Source organism: Pseudomonas sp. B33.4 (assembly GCF_034555375.1).
Lineage (GTDB): Bacteria > Pseudomonadota > Gammaproteobacteria > Pseudomonadales > Pseudomonadaceae > Aquipseudomonas.
On record NZ_CP140706.1, the window covers coordinates 5841249 to 5859022 of the forward strand.

Here is a 17774-nt window from a genome sequence, read left to right on the forward strand (position 1 = left end):
TGCCGAAGGCTGCGATCTTTTGATCTTCAGGATTGGATAATGCTCAACCGCTCACCCACGACCATCTCGGTAATCCAGTCCACCAGAATCGAGGTGTACGCCTGCTGCGACACCGGCTCGCTCAACGCATGATCGGCGCCATCGATAATCCGGTGCGTCAGTGAATGGGTCTGCTGGCACGCCGCGCGGTAACTCATGATCGCCGCGTGTGGCACGTAATCGTCGGTTTCAGACTCCACCAGCAACACATCGCCGGTGAATTGCGAACAGGCATGCAATGCCCGATTAGTGTCAGCCCGCACCAGCGTGCTGCGGTAATCACGCAAATCGGCCTTGTCAAGCTCACGCTTGGGTGTGTGCCATTGCTCGTCGCGGTACAGCGCCGGCACCCGCAACGCCAGCCAGCGCACCGGGCGCAGCGAGGTGAGGATCGCCGCCAGGTAACCGCCATAACTGGTGCCGACCACGGCGATCGCCGAGGTGTCGAGCGCCGGATGCGCGAGCAAGCGGTCATAGGCCGCGAGCAAATCACGCAGGTTATCTTCACGGGTAACGCGGGTCAGCGGGATCCCGGTGCCGCCGGTGTGTCCGCGCAAGTCGAAGGTCAGGCACACGCAACCCAGACCGGCGATGCCTTTGGCGCGCTCAAGGTCGCGCTCCTGACTACCACCCCAACCATGGACAAACAACACCCCCGGCACTTTCGATTTGGGACTGAGAAAGGTCCCGCTCATCTGTTCATCATCAATGTCGATTTGAATGCTTTCGCTTCTAGCCGTCATAGGATTTGACCGTTACGTATTTGAGGAGAAATTCACTGTTTTCAGCCGGTCCGCGATAGACCTCGATGGCGTCCGCCGGCAGCGGCTGATCGATGTAGGTTTCCACCGAAGACACGCGGATCGCGCGCATCCCCGGATCATTGACGAAACTTTGTAGCGCTGCCACTTCGGCGCTGCTGGCACCGCCCATACGCCAGGATTGCTCGAGCACGCCGCTGCGGGTTTTGCCGTTGCTGTCCAGGCCTTGGGCGATGTCATAGTTGCGTCGTGAGGCGTAAAAGCGTGGATAGGCTTCATTCGCCGCACTATCGAAAACCTGCGCCTGCTCGATGGCCAGACGCACATCGTCAGGCAGATCCAGCGTCAGCAGCTCGTCGTAACCACCCTGCACCACGAGCAAGTTCGAGCCGCCGTAAACCTCTTCGCCGCGGGCATCCTTGGTCAAGTATTGATCACCGCAGTAACTCAGCACTCTATCGCCGATGAATGACTGGCCGACGCTGTGGGTGACGACGTCGCTCAAGTCCTGCTCCAGCACCACGCCTTCGCTGAACAACTTCGCGGCTTCAGGTCGAGCGAGCACTTCGTCGAAGGCGTCGAGGCTATTGATCACTTCCTGGCCGCGTCCGGCGCAGGCATGAATCGGCTTCAGGCGAATGGGACCGCTGTAGAGCAGATGCTCGGCGGCGGGCCGCGCATCTGCCAGTGCAAACACACTGAGGCCATCGAGCACGACATTGCGCACCCGCTCGGAAAACAGCGGGGACCAGCCTTGCGGCGCGTGGGCCAGATGACTGCGCAGGCCGTGGCTGATGGCTTTGGTGCAAATAAAATCGTGCTCGACAAAGCCACCCCACAAATCGTCAGGGCCTGTGATACCGAGTTGATGAGCGCTGGCGGCGCCGACGATGGTTTGCGTCGGTAGCAGATACAGGTCACGGCCGCGGTGTTTGTCCGGGTCGTAGCTGCCGCCGAATTTGCATCCGAGAATCTGCGCCAGCCATCGCGCCAGAGACTTGTTGGTCTGTACTTCATGTTGCGGTGCGTCGGCGCGCACCGAGTGGGCGACGACGATTTTCCTGCGGGGTTTCGGGGTCATGCGTCCCCCTTCCATCGGTTCGATGACTGTAGCGGTGAGAGGTGCAGAGATCAGGCCAACGGCCACTCTACGAAAATCCTAGTCCAATCAGAAACTTGCCAGAATCGTGCTGGCACCACGCCTGTTTCAATCTGCACGACCGCGCGTCAAACCCCGGCAAATTGCACGATCTATGCCTCTGAAGCGCTCAATGTGGGAGCGAGCCTGCTCGCGAAGGCGTCGTGTCAGCGGACAGCAATTGCGCAGATCCACCGCTTTCGCGAGCAGGCTCGCTCCCACATTAGATATTCGTCGACTTCGGGTTTGGGGTCACACCAAACCGCGCCCGATAATCACTCGGCGCCAGCCCGGTTATCTTCTTGAAGATCCCGCGAAACGCCCCCGGATCCTGATATCCGACCGTCCAGGCGATGTGATCGATGGTGCCATTGGTGAACTCGAGCATTTCCCGCGCCTTGCCCACCCGCAAGTGCTGGCAATACTCGGTGGGTTTCAACCCGGTCGCCCCGCGAAACCGGCGCAGAAACGTGCGTTCCTCCAGGCCTGCCCGCTCGGCCATCGCCGTCAGCGAAACATCGGTTGCGCCAGTGCTTTGTAGCCAGTGCTGAACCTTGAGAATCGGCGCGTCGCCATGGTTCAGAATCGGCGCGAAATTACTCCCGCACTCACTCGCGCTGTCGCTGTGCTCGATCACCAGGAATCGCGCAGTGGCGGTAGCAATGCTCGGCCCGAGCAGGCGATCGACCAGGCGTAAACCCAGTTCCGACCAGGCCATCAATCCGGCCGTGGTGATCAGGTCGCCGTCATCGACAATCGGCGTATCAGCCTTGAGTTTGATCTTCGGGTAACGCTCGGCAAAGGCCTTGGCGGAAGTCCAGTGGGTGGTGGCGCTGCGGCCGTCGAGCAGACCGCTTTCAGCCAACAGCAGCGAGCCCACACAGACGCCGCCGAGCGTCGCGCCAAGTGCATGTTTATCCCGTAGCCATTGCATCAGGCTGGCCGGGGTTTGCGCCGCCGAAAACCCGCCGATCGATGGCGGAATCAGCACCGCCAGCAAAGCGCCGTTGTCCCCCGCGAGGCTGTTGTAAATACGCCTCGGCGGCTGATCGCCTTCGACCTGCCAATGGCTGATTCGCAGCAGCGGCAATTGCGCAGCCTGATGTTCGGCGGCAATCCGGTTGGCCACCGCAAACAGATCAGTCAGACCATGCACCGCTGCCATCTGCGCGCCGGGATAGATCAGCACGCCCAGATCAGCGATGGCAGCCCTTTCTGCGCCCATTGTCAGTTTTCCCCTGTCTATTGTCGGTGCGGCCAATCCACGAAATGTCGGCCAGCACCAATACTGAAGCCACTTCCAGCCAATCCATCGAGGACACACCCATGGCCAAGCAAGCGCTCATCGTAGTCGATATCCAGAACGACTACTTCCCCCAAGGCAAGTGGCCGCTGGCCGGTGCTGATGCCGCCGCCGACAACGCCGCACGGCTGATCGCCGCGTTCCGCGAGACCGGCGATTCGGTGGTGCACATTCGTCATGAATTCACCTCCGCGGATGCGCCATTTTTCATCCCGGGATCGGACGGCGCCAAACTGCATCCGAAAGTGCTCAACCGCGCTGACGAACCGGTGGTACTCAAGCACTTCGTCAACTCGTTCCGCGAAACCGAACTGCAAGCGATCCTTGATGAACAAGGCATCAAGGAATTGGTAGTCGTCGGCAGCATGAGCCACATGTGTGTTGACGGCATTACCCGTGCGGCGGCGGATTTGGGCTATACCGTCACCGTGATTCACGATGCCTGCGCCAGCCGCGATCTTGACTTCAATGGTCTTACGGTTCCGGCGGCCCACGTCCATGCCGCCTTCATGTCGGCGCTGGGATTCGCCTACGCCAGTGTGGTCTCCACCGACGAATTCCTCGCCGCCAATCGCTGAGTCATATTCTGCAAAAATAGCCGGCCCGCCCTGTTGCGGGCCTTTTTTCGTCTGTCATAAAAATCTCACGCGTGAGCCATTGATGGCACTTTGAATTGGTTGTAGTGTGGCTCACGCGTGAGATTTTCATAACCGAGCCATTGCCATGAACAGCCGTTCCCCCACAGCGAAATCAGAGAGTCCGAAGGGAGAGCGCGCGAAACCGTCAGCGAAAAAACCGTCGAGCTTCTATATGAAGCAGATGCGCGCGGGCCTGGCCGCTGCCGGTTATGTGAAACACGAAACTTGGGTGCTTCCCGAAAACCGAAGCTTGCTCAAGCAAATGGAGCAACAGCTACGCCAACCGATTCTGGCTGGCTCTTTCATGTCGGAGAATTACATGAGCGCAGGCAACAACTGGAACATCGATAGCCTCTTCAACGCCCTCAAGGCTCTGGACGAGGTGGCTTCGCAAGAGATCACGCTGTCGCTGATCCAGAGCTCCGAACCCAGCATCAAGCTGGAAATGAACGAATTCGGCGGTCTGCCGATTCACATCGCCCTGGCCGGCCAGCAGATCATCGTCGACACCGTACTGGTGGACATCGATTCGATCTCGAACGTAGCGGCCTTCAACGACGCCGTGTTGCGCAGCCGGGAAATGTTCCCGCTGTCGTCGATCGGTATCGAGTCGATGCCCAACGGGCAGACCGTTTACAACATGTTTGGTGCCCTCAGCGCCGACTCGAGCCTGACCAACGTCGTCACCGAGGTGAAAACCCTTGTCGACAATGTGCAGCGCGCCAGTGAAGCCTTCGAACACTTCTTCAAGTAATCAACAGGGAATATCCAATGACTCAGTCCATCTGGAGCAAGTTGTTCACCGCACTGCGCGGCGGCGCCAACGAAGTCGGCGAAGCAATCGCCGACCAACAGGCCCTGCGCATCCTCGATCAGGAAATCCGCGATGCCGACAGCGCGCTGTCGAACGCTCGTCGCGAACTGGTCACCATCATGGCCAAGCACAAACTGGCCGCCGACCGCGTGAGCGAGTACGACGCCAAGATCAAGGATCTGGAAGCCAAAGCCGTCTCGGCGCTGAACGCCGGCCGTGAAGACCTGGCGCTGGAAGTGGCCGAAGCGATTTCGACCCTGACCAACGAGCTGGATGTTGAGAAAAAGCAGAGCGACGAATTCGGTACTTACGCCGAAAACATGCGCAAAGACATCAGCAAAGCCGAGTCGCGTATCAAGAGCCTGCGCCAGCAAGTGGACATGGCCAAGGCCCGCGAAAGCGTGCAGAAAGCCCAGGTCAGCGCTTCCATCGCCAGCGGCGGCGCCAACGGCAAACTGGAAACCGCCGTCGGTACGTTGAACCGCCTGCAAGCCAAGCAGCAGCAGCGCGCGGCTGAATTGAGCGCTGCCGACGAACTGGCTGACGCTTCGACCGGCAACGACCTGGAACGCAAACTGCGCGACGCCGGCATCACGCCGAACGAAGGCAGCGCCAACGCGATTCTTGAGCGTCTGAAGCAAAAGTCCGCGCAGTAAGCATTTGCACAAAACCTGTGGGAGCGAGCCTGCTCGCGAAGACGGAGTATCAGTCGGCATATGAGTCAGCTGACATGACGCTTTCGCGAGCAGGCTCGCTCCCGCATGGTTTGTGGCGTGTCGTTGATCGCTCAGCCCGGTACACTAGCCACGCTTTTTTCGCCGACGAACACTTCCACCCGCTTCAAGGAACGTACTCATGGGATGGTTTAAAGACTTGCTGGGCACCAGCAACTGGCAGACCGCTGCGCCAATACCGACCGTTGCCAGTGGCCCACTCGGCATGGCTCAGGGCAAGGCTGTCAGGTTCGATACGACGCTGGCGCTGTTGCTCGACGGTTCGACCACGGTGCGCGTGCCCTTTGATCAGGCGATCTGGAGCCACGGCTGGGTCGACCTCGGCCAGTCCAACAAACTGCACCGCTATTACATGAATGACGAGGATTTCTGGCTGCAGATCCACGTCACCGGTGACGATCAGATCGAATCGGTCACCCTGTTCAACTACCTCAGTTACGTGACGGTCAACAGCGACGCTGAACTGCAGCGTCTCGCCGGCCCCAACAGCGCGATCGGTCTGCCGACCTACACCCTCGAAGGTGTCGAGTACACCCGCGAGTGGGGCACCGAACAAGGCCAGACCGAACTGGTACCGATGACCGAACAAGTGGTCAATCCGGACGAGAGCTACACCATCGAACACCACTCCATGCTTTATGCGCGCGAGACCGGCCTGACCGATCGCCGCGAATTGCTGCTGTTCTCCGTCGAACAGGACGAAGAAGGCACCGTCAGCCTGAGCACCTCGCTCGGCATCTCGCTGTACACGACAGATCTGAGCACCATTTAAAAAAGGAAGTTTTACATGCTGGAAGTGCTGGCCGTTTCCCTGAACAAAACCGCGCTGGTCGGTTTCGTCGTCTACCTCATCGGCGCCGTACTGCTGTTCATGCTGTTTCAATTCGTCTATACGCGTATCACGCCGCACAAGGAGTTCGAGCTGATTCGCTCCGGTAACGTTGCCGCCGCCATCGCCTTGGCCGGCGCGATCATCGGCTTCGCGATTCCGGCGAGTAACGTGATTGCATTTTCGGTCAATGTTCTCGATTTCGTGCTCTGGGCGGTGATTGCCGCCGTCGTGCAACTGCTGGCGTTTCTTGCCACGGGTCTGGTGCTCAAAGGCACTTCGCAACGCATCGCCAACGGTGAAATCGCTTCGGGTATTTATGTCGCTGCAGTCGCGATCAGCGTCGGCATGCTCAATGCGGCGTGCATGACACCGTCCAACTGATCGGCAGGAAGCCTTCGATGAAACGCAGCAAATACGTTCAGCTGTCCCTCGCGGCCTCGGTGGCCATGGCCATTTCCGGCCAGGTGACAGCCGCGGATCAACCGCGCAATTTCCAGAGCCTGGAACAGTGTGTCGGCGCCGAAGTGGCTGCCGACGTCTGCTCCAGCGCCTACGTCGCCGCCCTGACCGAACACCGGCGCATCGCCCCGGTGTACAACGACAAGGCCAAGTGCGATGCGGACTTTGCCGCCGATTGGTGTCAGAAGAATTCCGACGGCCGCTTCGTGCCGAAACTCGGCGGTTTCAAAGTACCTAAGGAAGGTGAGCCGGCGCAGAACCTCGACGCCATCGCTAATGCCCAAATGCCCGCCGGAAATGCAACGGCGCAGAATGTGCAAAGCACTTCGCACGTCTCCAGCGGTGGCGGAAATGGCTGGCTGACCGGCTGGCTGATCGGCAACGCGATGAGCAACAACGCCGAACGCACGGTTTACCGCGATCGCGAAACGCGCCAGCCCTACAATACCTCGACGCAGTACCGCAGAGCCGACACCACGACGCGCAGCCAAACGGATTACGAAAGCAGTAAAAGCAACCCGGTCAACGTGGCTTCTTCGACCTCACGCGGCGGCTTCGGCAGCCAGTCCAGTGCGCGTAGCGGCTGGGGTGGTTGGGGCAGCAGTTCTGGTTCTGGTCGTTCGAGCAGCTGACGATGAAGAAGATTTTCTGCGCCGAACGCCCCGACTGGAAACAGACCGCCGAGAGCCTCGGTTTCATGTTTCATACCATCGACGACGAGCCGTACTGGGACGAAAGCGCGTACTACCAGTTCACGCTCGCGCAGATCGAAAACGATCTCGAAGACCCGACCACCGAACTGCACGAGATGTGCATGGACCTGGTCGACCGAGTGGTGCACAGCGAAGAACTACTGGATCGCCTGAGCATCCCGGCGCAGTACTACGACATGATCCGCACATCCTGGCTGGAAGGTCATCCGCATCTGTACGGGCGCATGGACTTTTCCTACAGCGGCAACGGCCCGGCGAAGCTGCTGGAGCTCAACTACGACACGCCAACCAGTCTTTATGAAGCGGCGGCGTTCCAGTGGGGCTGGCTGGAACAATGCATCGAGCGCGGCACACTGCCGCGTCATGCTGATCAGTTCAACAGCATCGACACCAAACTGCATCAGGCCTTCGCCGAGTTACAACTGAAGCGGCCGTTCTATTTTGCCTCAATGAAAGACTCGGTCGAAGACAAGGGCACCACGGATTACCTGCGTTTGATCGCCGAGAAGGTCGGCATCGAATCGCGGCACATCGATATTGAAGACATCGGTTTAACGTCTGAAGGTCGTTTTGTCGACCTGGAAGATCGCTGGATCCCGCATCTATTCAAGCTGCATGCCTGGGAGTTTATCTTCCACGAGCCGTTCGGCGCGGCGATTGCCGAGTGCGATACACAGTTTTTCGAACCGGCATGGAAGGCGATTCTGTCGAACAAGGGCGCGTTGCCGTTGCTGTGGGAAATGCACAAGGGCCATCCAAATCTGCTGGCGGCGCATCTTGATCCGAATCCAGCCAATGCAGTGCCCAAAGGCTGGGTACGCAAACCGTACTTCTCCCGCGAAGGCGCCAACATTGAGCTGCAAACGGCTGACGGTCTGACCGTCAAGGAGGACGGCCCCTACACTGATGCGCCGTTTATCCTGCAGGAATTTGCACCGCTGCCGAAATTTGGCGACAGCTACACGCTGATCGGTTCCTGGGTGATTGGCGATCAAGCGGCGGGGATTGGTGTGCGGGAAGACAACAGTCTGATCACTAAAGATTCAAGCCGTTTTCTGCCGCATCTGATCCTCGACTGACCTGCTCGGCAGATGTCTGCCCGACACTAAAAAACCGCAGCGTTTGCGCGCTGCGGTTTTTTCGTTTCTGCGCCGGGTTACGCGATATCCACCGAGCGGGCCGGTGTTTTCACGGGAGGTTTTTCCCTGACCGTTTCAGTTGCGCCGACGCCGGCCATTCTGCGCCGGGCGATCTCTGCCCCACGGCGCCGCAATGGCGTTTCGACGAAGCGGAAATTGAGTTCACTGCACACGACCATGATCACCAGCGAGGTCAGCAGCAGTTCTACCGTAAAGGCAGCCCCCAGCTCCACATCTCTGCTGGCGGCAATGCGTGTCCAGATCTCGGTGCTCAGATGGTAGGCAAAGATGTGCACGACGTATAACGCGTAAGAGCGCGAACCGAGCCACTGGAAAAGACCATTGAGCAGCGCCGGGCAGTAGATGTAGCCCTTCTGATAACTGGCGAGCCAGACAATGATCAACGCCGTGATCGCGATCAGACCGACGGCAATCGGCGCCATGATCATCTGACCGGCGATGGCACCCATCATGTACAGCAGAAACAACGTGATGGCCAGACGCTTGAACCTGCTGCCGCCAAGCCCGACAGGCTCAATATCCTTGTACAACGAGGTGCGGGTGAACAGGCAAAGCAGAATCCCCCACATCATCGCGTCCAGGCGGAACGAGAAAAGCATCGGTGCGGGAGGGGCTGCGAAGGTATCGCGATTGAACGGAAATTGCGCCGCGATCAGCAAGAGCAGAATAGTCACGCGCCAGCGGGGCGACGTCACCAACAGCAGGAACAATGGAAAGATGAAGTAGAACTGCTCTTCCAGCGCCAGGCTCCAATACACGGAATTCGGTCCCAGCAGCACACCGTATTGATTCGCCAGGTTGCCGGAAAACGTCGCCACCGCGGTGAAGCTGCGCAGGTTCTCGTACCAGGACTGGAACGCATTCGACTGGTTGAAAAAAATCGAGAACGCCAGCGGAATCAGCACCCATAGCCAAGCTGTCGGTAGCAGCCGGTAGGCACGCCGGATCCAGAAGGATGTGGCCGCAAGGCCAAAGCGGTTCTGCTCGCGGTTTTTATCGAAGTAATCGAGATAGGCCTTGCTGACGACGAAACCAGAGATACAGAAGAAAAGGTCTACGCCGGTCCACGGCGCATACACATTGAACACCTTCAACAGGTGCAGACCGAAGAACGGTAACAACTGAGGGAGATGGGCAAAAATGGTCATGAGAATGGCCACCCCCCGCAGAAACTCGATTTCCTTGTTTTTGCTACTGCTCATTGGTTTCTCTTGTTTTTTTGAATGAACGGGCGCTGATCGTCGCGCAATCTGTTCTTGAGAAGACCGGCCGGTTCTCCAGCCGCCGGGGCCGATCATGGAATGGCTTGCGATGGCGTTCAAGAGCCCTCGGCAAACTTTACCGGCATGCGCGGCAACACGAAGATTGGTTTTATGTTTCGCCAAAACGACGAAACCCCCGCAATGCGGGGGTTTCGAGCTAAGCCAGGTGATGGCTCAGGGACAAATCAAAACGGAATATCGTCATCAAAGCTGTCGAAATCCGGAGCCGGTTGCGGTGCGGCCTGCTGTGGAGCTGGGGCCGAACGCTGCTGCGGAGCCGACTGCTGCGGACGCGGAGCCTGCTGACGTGGAGCAGGAGCGGACTGCTGATAGTTGTTGCCACCGCCCTGCTGATCGCCCTGTTGTGGACGGCCGCCGAGCAGTTGCATGGTGCCTTGCATGTCGACCACGATTTCGGTGGTGTAACGCTTGATACCGTCTTTTTCCCACTCGCGGGTCTGCAGCTTGCCTTCGATGTAAACCTGCGAACCTTTACGCAGGTATTCGCCGGCGATTTCGGCAACCTTGCCGAACATCGAAACACGGTGCCACTCGGTCTTCTCGACCTTCTGACCGGTTTGCTTGTCGGTCCACTGTTCGCTGGTTGCCAGACTCAGGTTGGTCACGGCGTTACCGTTAGGCAGGTAGCGAACTTCGGGATCCTGGCCGCAAGTGCCGACCAATATGACTTTGTTAACCCCACGGGCCATAACGTTCTCCTAGGCTTCGCAAGCAGCCCCGGCCGGGTTGTTCACCAGGCGTTCGAGGGTGTCGCGATCCACTAATTCTTTGTCCAGTTTGATGTAAACAGCTGCTTCGTCAGCAACTATCACTGCATCGGTTACCCCTACGAGGGCCTTGAGGCGCTCGACCAGACCCGCTTCGCGGATCGCCTCGGGCGACAACGGCAAGCGCAGGCTCGTCACGTAGGGAGGTTCACGCATGGTAACAGCAAAGGCCAGCCAGATGGCAGCCAGACCCGCGCATCCAAGGAACACAACCGACAGACCGCCATGCTGAAACAGCCAGCCGCCGAGTATCCCGCCGAGTGCCGAACCGAGGAACTGGCTGGTGGAATACACGCCCATGGCCGTGCCCTTCCCGCCCGCCGGTGAAACCTTGCTGATCAGCGACGGCAATGAAGCCTCCAGCAGATTGAACGCGGTGAAGAACACCACCGTACCGATCACCAGAGCCCGCAAGCTGTCACCGAACTGCCAGAAGAATAGCTCAGTCAGCATCAGCGTCAGGACGGCGCCAAGCAAAACTCGTTTCATTTTGCGTTTCTTCTCGCCATAGATGATGAACGGGATCATGGCGAAGAACGAAATCAGCAGCGCGGTGAGGTAGACCCACCAGTGCTGTTCCTTGGGCAAACCGGCTTTTTCCACCAGTGCCAGAGGCAATGCAACGAAGCTCGACATCAACATGGCATGTAACACAAAGATGCCCAGATCGAGCCGCAGCAGGTCCGGATGTTTGAGTGTCGGCATCAGCGCCTGACGCGCCACGCCGGACTCACGGTGCGTCAGCGGTCCAGTGGACTTGGGCACCATGAACATCACGATCACGATCCCCACCAATGCCATGCCACCCGTGGCCAGGAACAACCCGGACAAGCCGAACGCGCGCGTCAGCAAAGGCCCCACGACCATAGCCACGGCGAACGACAGACCAATTGTCATGCCGATCATCGCCATGGCCTTGGTGCGGTGTTGCTCGCGGGTGAGATCGGAAAGCAATGCCATGACCGCCGCTGAAATGGCGCCGGCACCTTGCAGGATCCGGCCGGCAATCACGCCCCAGATCGAATCGGCTTGCGAGGCCAGCACGCTGCCAAGGGCGAAGACGATCAGCCCGAGGTAAATCACCGGACGCCGGCCGATGCGGTCGGAAATGATCCCGAACGGAATCTGGAAAATTGCCTGGGTCAAGCCGTAGGCGCCGATTGCCAACCCGATCAGGGCCGGGCTCGCACCTGCCAGATCCATGCCGTAGGTCGCCAGTACCGGCAACACCATAAACATGCCCAGCATACGGAAGGCGAACACCAGGGCCAGACCGCTCGCCGCGCGGGTCTCGCTGCCACTCATGCGTTCGCTGTGGGGATCGTGCATGGAAAAACCTCGTGTGAACCGGCGGCGATTCTACCAGTCCCATCGGAAGACGGGGTAGATCGCGACGCTTTGACGCGTATAGATGAAACTCTCTTCATCCAGGGCGAAAAACCCTTCGTTTGATAGTGTGCATCCATCCAGTATTTGCCCGTATACTCCTACGTTTTCGACGCCCGCCGAGCGAGGCCACTTTGGACAAGATCCTGATACGTGGGGCCCGTACCCACAACCTGAAGAACATCGACCTGACCCTGCCACGGGACAAGCTGATCGTCATCACCGGCCTGTCCGGATCCGGCAAGTCGTCCCTGGCCTTCGATACGCTGTATGCCGAAGGTCAGCGCCGCTATGTCGAATCGCTGTCGGCCTATGCCCGCCAGTTCCTGTCGATGATGGAAAAACCCGACGTCGACACCATCGAAGGCCTGTCGCCGGCAATCTCCATCGAACAGAAGTCGACCTCGCACAACCCGCGCTCCACGGTCGGCACCATCACCGAAATCTACGACTACCTGCGTTTGCTCTATGCACGCGTCGGTACGCCGCGCTGCCCGGATCACGACATTCCACTGGAGGCGCAGACCGTCAGCCAGATGGTTGATCTGGTGTTGGCTCAGCCCGAAGGCAGCAAACTGATGTTGCTGGCGCCAGTGATTCGCGAGCGTAAAGGCGAACACCTTTCGGTCTTCGAAGAGCTACGCGCGCAAGGTTTTGTTCGCGCCCGGGTCAACGGCCGCATCTGCGAGCTCGACGAGCTGCCAAAACTGGATAAACAGAAGAAGCACTCGATTGACGTGATCGTCGACCGCTTCAAAGTGCGCGCCGATTTGCAGCAGCGTCTGGCCGAATCCTTCGAAACCGCGCTGAAACTGGCGGACGGCATTGCACTGGTTGCGCCGATGGACGACGAGCCCGGTGAAGAGATGATCTTCTCCGCGCGCTTCGCCTGCCCAATCTGTGGCCATGCCATCAGCGAACTTGAGCCGAAGCTGTTTTCCTTCAACAACCCGGCCGGCGCCTGCCCGACCTGCGATGGTCTGGGGGTGAAGCAATTCTTCGACATCAAACGACTGGTCAACGGTGATCTGACGCTGGCCGAAGGCGCGATACGTGGCTGGGACAGGCGTAACGTATATTACTTCCAGATGTTGGGCTCACTGGCCTCGCATTATGGGTTCAGCCTCGAGGTGCCGTTCAACGAACTGCCCGCCGATCAGCAGAAATTCATCCTGCATGGCAGCGGCTCGCAGAACGTCGACTTCAAATATCTCAACGACCGTGGCGACATCGTCAAACGCTCGCACCCGTTCGAAGGCATCGTGCCGAACCTGGAACGTCGCTACCGCGAAACCGAGTCGGCGAGCGTGCGTGAAGAACTGGCCAAGTTCCTCAGCACCCAGTCCTGCCCGGATTGCCGTGGCACTCGTCTGCGCCGTGAAGCGCGGCATGTCTGGGTTGGCGAGAAAACGCTGCCGGCAGTGACCAACCTGCCGATCGGCGATGCGTGCGTGTACTTCGGCGAACTGAAGATGACCGGCCGTCGCGGCGAGATCGCTGACAAGATTCTCAAGGAAATCCGTGAGCGTCTGCAGTTCCTCGTCAACGTCGGTCTCGACTATCTTTCGCTGGATCGCAGCGCCGACACGCTGTCCGGTGGCGAGGCGCAGCGGATTCGTCTGGCCAGCCAGATCGGTGCCGGTCTTGTCGGCGTTCTGTACATCCTCGACGAGCCGTCCATCGGCTTGCACCAGCGAGACAACGATCGACTGCTCGGCACACTCAAGCACCTGCGCGATATCGGCAACACGGTGATTGTGGTCGAACACGATGAAGACGCGATTCGTCTGGCTGACTATGTCGTCGACATCGGCCCGGGCGCCGGTGTGCATGGCGGGCAAATCGTTGCCGAAGGTACGCCGGCTGAAGTCATGGCGCACCCGGACTCACTGACCGGCAAATACCTGTCGGGCCGGGTGAAGATCGAAGTGCCAGCCAAACGCACCCCGCGCAACAAGAAGCTCAACCTGTCGCTCAAAGGGGCGCGCGGCAATAACCTGCGCAATGTCGATCTGGACATCCCGATCGGTCTGCTGACTTGCGTCACCGGCGTGTCCGGCTCGGGCAAGTCGACGCTGATCAACAACACGCTGTTCCCGCTGAGCGCCACGGCGCTCAATGGTGCGACCACCCTGGAAGCGGCAGCGCACGACAGCATTAAAGGCCTGGAGCATCTCGATAAAGTCGTCGATATCGACCAGAGCCCGATCGGTCGTACACCGCGCTCCAACCCTGCGACGTATACCGGGCTGTTCACGCCGATCCGTGAACTGTTTGCCGGCGTACCCGAGTCACGCTCGCGCGGTTACGGCCCGGGGCGTTTCTCGTTCAACGTCAAGGGCGGTCGCTGCGAAGCGTGCCAGGGCGATGGCTTGATCAAGGTGGAAATGCACTTTCTGCCGGACATCTACGTGCCGTGCGACGTGTGCAAGAGCAAGCGCTACAACCGCGAAACCCTCGAGATCAAATACAAGGGCAAGAGCATCCACGAAACCCTCGAGATGACCATCGAGGAGGCGCGGGAGTTCTTCGACGCGGTGCCGGCGCTGGCGCGCAAGCTGCAAACATTGATGGATGTCGGCCTGTCGTACATCAAGCTTGGACAGTCGGCGACCACGCTGTCTGGTGGCGAGGCGCAGCGGGTCAAGCTGTCTCGCGAACTGTCGAAGCGCGATACCGGCAAGACCCTGTACATCCTTGATGAGCCAACCACCGGTTTGCACTTCGCGGATATTCAGCAATTGCTCGACGTGCTGCATCGTCTGCGCGATCACGGCAACACTGTCGTGGTGATCGAACACAACCTCGACGTGATCAAGACGGCTGACTGGCTGGTCGATCTCGGGCCTGAGGGCGGTTCAAAAGGTGGGCAGATCATTGCCACTGGCACCCCTGAGGACGTGGCCGAGATGAAGCAATCTCACACCGGTCACTACCTTAAGCCGCTACTGATCCGCGATCGGGCTTAAACGCGAGACATAAAAAAGCCCCTGTCACTTGATCTGTGACAGGGGCTTTTTTGTATCTTTTACAATCAGGACGTGTGGGATTGCAGGTAGTTCTCGAGACCGATCAGCTTGATCAGGCCCAACTGCTTTTCCAGCCAGTAGGTGTGATCTTCTTCGGTGTCGTTGAGCTGAACCCGCAGGATCTCACGGCTGACGTAGTCCTTGTGCTGCTCGCACAGTTCAATGCCTTTGCACAGGGCAGCGCGAACCTTGTATTCGAGACGCAGATCCGCTTCGAGCATCTCCGGCACAGTACTGCCGACATCCAGATCATCCGGACGCATGCGCGGCGTACCTTCGAGCATCAGAATCCGGCGCATCAATGCATCAGCGTGACCCGCTTCTTCTTCCATCTCGTGGTTGATTCGCTCGTAGAGCTTGGTGAACCCCCAGTCCTCATACATCCGCGAATGAACGAAATATTGATCACGCGCGGCCAGTTCGCCGGTCAGCAACGTGTTGAGGTAATCGATTACGTCTGGGTGGCCTTGCATCGCCCTACATCTCCCTACTTGAAAGTCTGTAGTTTGAACCAACCTGACTGGAAGGTCACCCGTTTCGCGCAATAAAAGCGAAGATATTCTGAGAAAACCAGCCTAAATAACGCAAAAACCGCCCAAATGAGGGCGGTTCTGCTTCTCGTTTAGACTTCGTTAAGCTGTACGTTGAGCAGCTTTGCGATTGCTTCTCCATACGCCGGGTCGGCTTTGTAGAAATGCTGCAACTGGCGGTCAACCACATCACTTGAAACGCCACCCATCGCACCGGCAATGTTGCTGACCAGCAACGCTTTCTGCTCGTCGCTCATCAAGCGGAAGAGTGCACCGGCGTGACTGTAGTAATCGGTGTCTTCACGGTGATCGTAGCGATCGGCCGCGCCGCTCAGGGCCAGGGCAGGCTCAGCGTAATGCGGAGCTTGTTTCGGCGATTCGATGTAGCTGTTTGGCTCGTAGTTAGGCGCAGCCCCACCATTGCTGCCAAACGCCATCGAGCCGTCGCGCTGGTAAGTGTTGACCGGGCTGCGTGGCGCATTCACTGGCAGTTGCTGGTGATTGGTGCCCACACGGTAGCGGTGAGCATCGGCGTACGCAAACACACGACCTTGCAGCATGCGATCAGGCGAAAGACCGACGCCCGGCACCATGTTGCTCGGACCAAACGCAGCTTGCTCGACTTCAGCGAAGTAGTTCTGCGGGTTGCGGTTCAGTTCCAGTTCGCCGACTTCGATCAACGGGAACTCCTTCTGCGACCAGGTTTTGGTCACGTCGAACGGGTTCTCGTAATGCGCTGCCGCCTGGGCTTCAGTCATGATCTGAATGCACACGCGCCATTTTGGGAAATCACCGCGTTCAATCGCCTCGAACAGATCGCGCTGGGCGTAATCCGGATCGGTACCGGCAATACGAGCAGCATCCGCTGGTGCGAGGTTCTTGATGCCCTGCTTGGTCTTGTAATGCCATTTGACCCAGTGACGCTCGCCTTGCGCGCTGATCAGGCTGTAGGTGTGGCTGCCGAAACCGTGCATGTGACGGTAGCCGTCCGGGATGCCCCGATCGGAGAACAGAATGGTGACCTGGTGCAGCGCTTCAGACGAATGCGACCAGAAGTCCCACATCATCTGCGCGCTTTTCAGGTTGCTTTGCGGCAGGCGCTTTTGGGTGTGGATGAAGTCAGGGAATTTCAGTGGATCACGGATGAAGAATACAGGCGTGTTGTTGCCAACGATGTCCCAGTTGCCTTCCTCGGTGTAGAACTTCAGCGCGAAACCACGCGGATCTCGCTCGGTGTCAGCCGATCCGCGTTCGCCACCCACCGTAGAGAAGCGCAGGAAGGTCGGGGTTTGCTTGCCGACGGATTCAAACAGCTTGGCGCTGGTGTATTCAGTGATATCACGGGTCACGGTGAACGTGCCGTAAGCACCCGAGCCTTTCGCATGCACGCGGCGTTCAGGGATATTTTCACGGTTGAAGTGGGCAAGCTTCTCGAGCAAATGAAAATCGTCGAGCAGCAGCGGGCCACGCGGGCCGGCGGAGCGAGAATTCTGATTATCAGCGACAGGTGCGCCACTGGCGCTCGTAAGCGTTTTGATCTGGCTCATACGGTCTTCTTCCTCTGTCAGTCTTGAAACTGCCGGCTAATCGGCTTGATGGGAAGTATTGATCATCCATGTGACAGCCACAAATTCATTAACCTGCAGACATCGATAGATAATTACTAATTATGTTTCCCAGCACATAGTGACAACAGGCCAGTGTCAGAAGCTTGTACGAACAGATCATTTTCTTACACGCACAAAAAACCGGGCACTAGGCCCGGTTCTTTGTTTCAGACTGTCGTCTTACTCGGCGGATACAGCTTCGCCAGCAGTAGCACGATCAACCAACTCGACGTACGCCATAGGCGCGTTGTCGCCAGCGCGGAAACCGCACTTGAGGATGCGCAGGTAGCCACCCTCACGGGTAGCGTAACGCTTGCCCAGGTCGTTGAAGAGCTTACCAACGATAGCTTTCGAACGAGTACGGTCGAAAGCCAGACGGCGGTTAGCCAGGCTGTCTGTCTTGGCCAGAGTGATCAGCGGCTCAGCAACGCGGCGCAGTTCTTTGGCTTTTGGCAGAGTAGTTTTGATCAGCTCGTGCTCGAACAGCGACACCGCCATGTTTTGGAACATGGCCTTGCGGTGCGAGCTGGTGCGGCTCAGGTGACGACCACTTTTACGATGACGCATGGTTCATTCCTTAC

Annotated in this window: 17 protein-coding genes; 8 read left to right on the top strand and 9 right to left on the bottom strand. The window is 58.6% G+C overall.

Annotation, left to right across the window (positions count from 1 at the left end; translation table 11 throughout):
* Positions 1 to 26: 26 nt before the first annotated feature.
* The 3 genes from U6037_RS25830 to U6037_RS25840 all read right to left on the bottom strand — a co-directional run bounded on the left by U6037_RS25830 (position 27) and on the right by U6037_RS25840 (position 3163).
* Positions 27 to 782: an alpha/beta hydrolase family protein gene (locus U6037_RS25830; protein WP_102901724.1), complete on the bottom strand. Its 756-nt coding sequence runs from the start codon at positions 780 to 782 to the stop codon at positions 27 to 29.
* A complete protein-coding gene (locus U6037_RS25835; RefSeq protein WP_322844975.1) occupies positions 772 to 1881 on the bottom strand; it encodes a DUF3182 family protein in 1110 nt (369 codons plus the stop codon). Before U6037_RS25835 ends, U6037_RS25830 begins: the two co-directional genes overlap by 11 nt.
* A 280-nt stretch (positions 1882 to 2161) precedes the next feature.
* A complete protein-coding gene (locus U6037_RS25840; RefSeq protein WP_322844976.1) occupies positions 2162 to 3163 on the bottom strand; it encodes a GlxA family transcriptional regulator in 1002 nt (333 codons plus the stop codon).
* Positions 3164 to 3264: 101 nt separating this feature from the next.
* Between U6037_RS25840 and U6037_RS25845 the strand changes: the two genes are divergently transcribed.
* The 7 genes from U6037_RS25845 to U6037_RS25875 all read left to right on the top strand — a co-directional run bounded on the left by U6037_RS25845 (position 3265) and on the right by U6037_RS25875 (position 8510).
* On the top strand, positions 3265 to 3819 hold the full coding sequence (locus U6037_RS25845; protein ID WP_322844977.1) for a cysteine hydrolase family protein: 555 nt from the start codon (positions 3265 to 3267) through the stop codon (positions 3817 to 3819).
* A 232-nt stretch (positions 3820 to 4051) separates the two neighbouring features.
* Complete coding sequence (locus U6037_RS25850; protein WP_322844978.1) at positions 4052 to 4633, top strand: YjfI family protein; 582 nt, start codon at positions 4052 to 4054, stop codon at positions 4631 to 4633.
* Between the two features lie 17 nt (positions 4634 to 4650).
* Positions 4651 to 5349, top strand: a complete 699-nt coding sequence (locus U6037_RS25855; RefSeq protein ID WP_038362095.1) for a PspA/IM30 family protein — start codon at positions 4651 to 4653, stop codon at positions 5347 to 5349.
* Positions 5350 to 5548: 199 nt separating this feature from the next.
* Complete coding sequence (locus U6037_RS25860; RefSeq protein ID WP_322844979.1) at positions 5549 to 6199, top strand: DUF2491 family protein; 651 nt, start codon at positions 5549 to 5551, stop codon at positions 6197 to 6199.
* Between the two features lie 15 nt (positions 6200 to 6214).
* Positions 6215 to 6640 (top strand): DUF350 domain-containing protein, encoded by a 426-nt coding sequence (locus U6037_RS25865; protein WP_016983572.1) that lies wholly within the window; start codon positions 6215 to 6217, stop codon positions 6638 to 6640.
* 17 nt (positions 6641 to 6657) lie between these two features.
* Complete coding sequence (locus tag U6037_RS25870) at positions 6658 to 7350, top strand: DUF1190 domain-containing protein (protein ID WP_322844980.1); 693 nt, start codon at positions 6658 to 6660, stop codon at positions 7348 to 7350.
* A 2-nt stretch (positions 7351 to 7352) separates the two neighbouring features.
* Positions 7353 to 8510: a glutathionylspermidine synthase family protein gene (locus tag U6037_RS25875; RefSeq protein ID WP_322844981.1), complete on the top strand. Its 1158-nt coding sequence runs from the start codon at positions 7353 to 7355 to the stop codon at positions 8508 to 8510.
* Between the two features lie 77 nt (positions 8511 to 8587).
* Here the strand turns inward: U6037_RS25875 and U6037_RS25880 are convergent, their stop codons facing one another.
* The 3 genes from U6037_RS25880 to U6037_RS25890 form a co-directional block, all read right to left on the bottom strand.
* The gene (locus U6037_RS25880) at positions 8588 to 9913 is read right to left on the bottom strand and encodes an acyltransferase (protein ID WP_322844982.1); all 1326 of its coding nucleotides are present in this window, start codon (positions 9911 to 9913) and stop codon (positions 8588 to 8590) included.
* Positions 9914 to 10038: 125 nt separating this feature from the next.
* Positions 10039 to 10563: a single-stranded DNA-binding protein gene (locus tag U6037_RS25885; RefSeq protein WP_008081898.1), complete on the bottom strand. Its 525-nt coding sequence runs from the start codon at positions 10561 to 10563 to the stop codon at positions 10039 to 10041.
* 9 nt (positions 10564 to 10572) lie between these two features.
* The gene (locus U6037_RS25890; RefSeq protein ID WP_322844983.1) at positions 10573 to 11970 is read right to left on the bottom strand and encodes an MFS transporter; all 1398 of its coding nucleotides are present in this window, start codon (positions 11968 to 11970) and stop codon (positions 10573 to 10575) included.
* Positions 11971 to 12161: 191 nt separating this feature from the next.
* On the opposite strand from U6037_RS25890, the gene uvrA reads away from it, so the two are divergent.
* Positions 12162 to 14996 carry an excinuclease ABC subunit UvrA gene (gene uvrA / locus U6037_RS25895; protein ID WP_095122208.1) on the top strand — a complete coding sequence of 945 codons (2835 nt, stop codon included), beginning with the start codon at positions 12162 to 12164 and terminating at the stop codon, positions 14994 to 14996.
* A 65-nt stretch (positions 14997 to 15061) separates the two neighbouring features.
* On the opposite strand, the gene bfr is transcribed toward uvrA, so the two are convergent.
* The 3 genes from bfr to rplQ form a co-directional block, all read right to left on the bottom strand.
* Positions 15062 to 15529, bottom strand: coding sequence for a bacterioferritin (gene bfr, locus U6037_RS25900; protein WP_053124309.1), 468 nt, complete (start codon positions 15527 to 15529; stop codon positions 15062 to 15064).
* A gap of 149 nt (positions 15530 to 15678) precedes the next feature.
* The gene (locus tag U6037_RS25905) at positions 15679 to 17133 is read right to left on the bottom strand and encodes a catalase (RefSeq protein ID WP_322844984.1); all 1455 of its coding nucleotides are present in this window, start codon (positions 17131 to 17133) and stop codon (positions 15679 to 15681) included.
* A 240-nt stretch (positions 17134 to 17373) separates the two neighbouring features.
* Complete coding sequence (gene rplQ / locus U6037_RS25910) at positions 17374 to 17760, bottom strand: 50S ribosomal protein L17 (RefSeq protein ID WP_003176402.1); 387 nt, start codon at positions 17758 to 17760, stop codon at positions 17374 to 17376.
* Positions 17761 to 17774 lie beyond the last annotated feature (14 nt).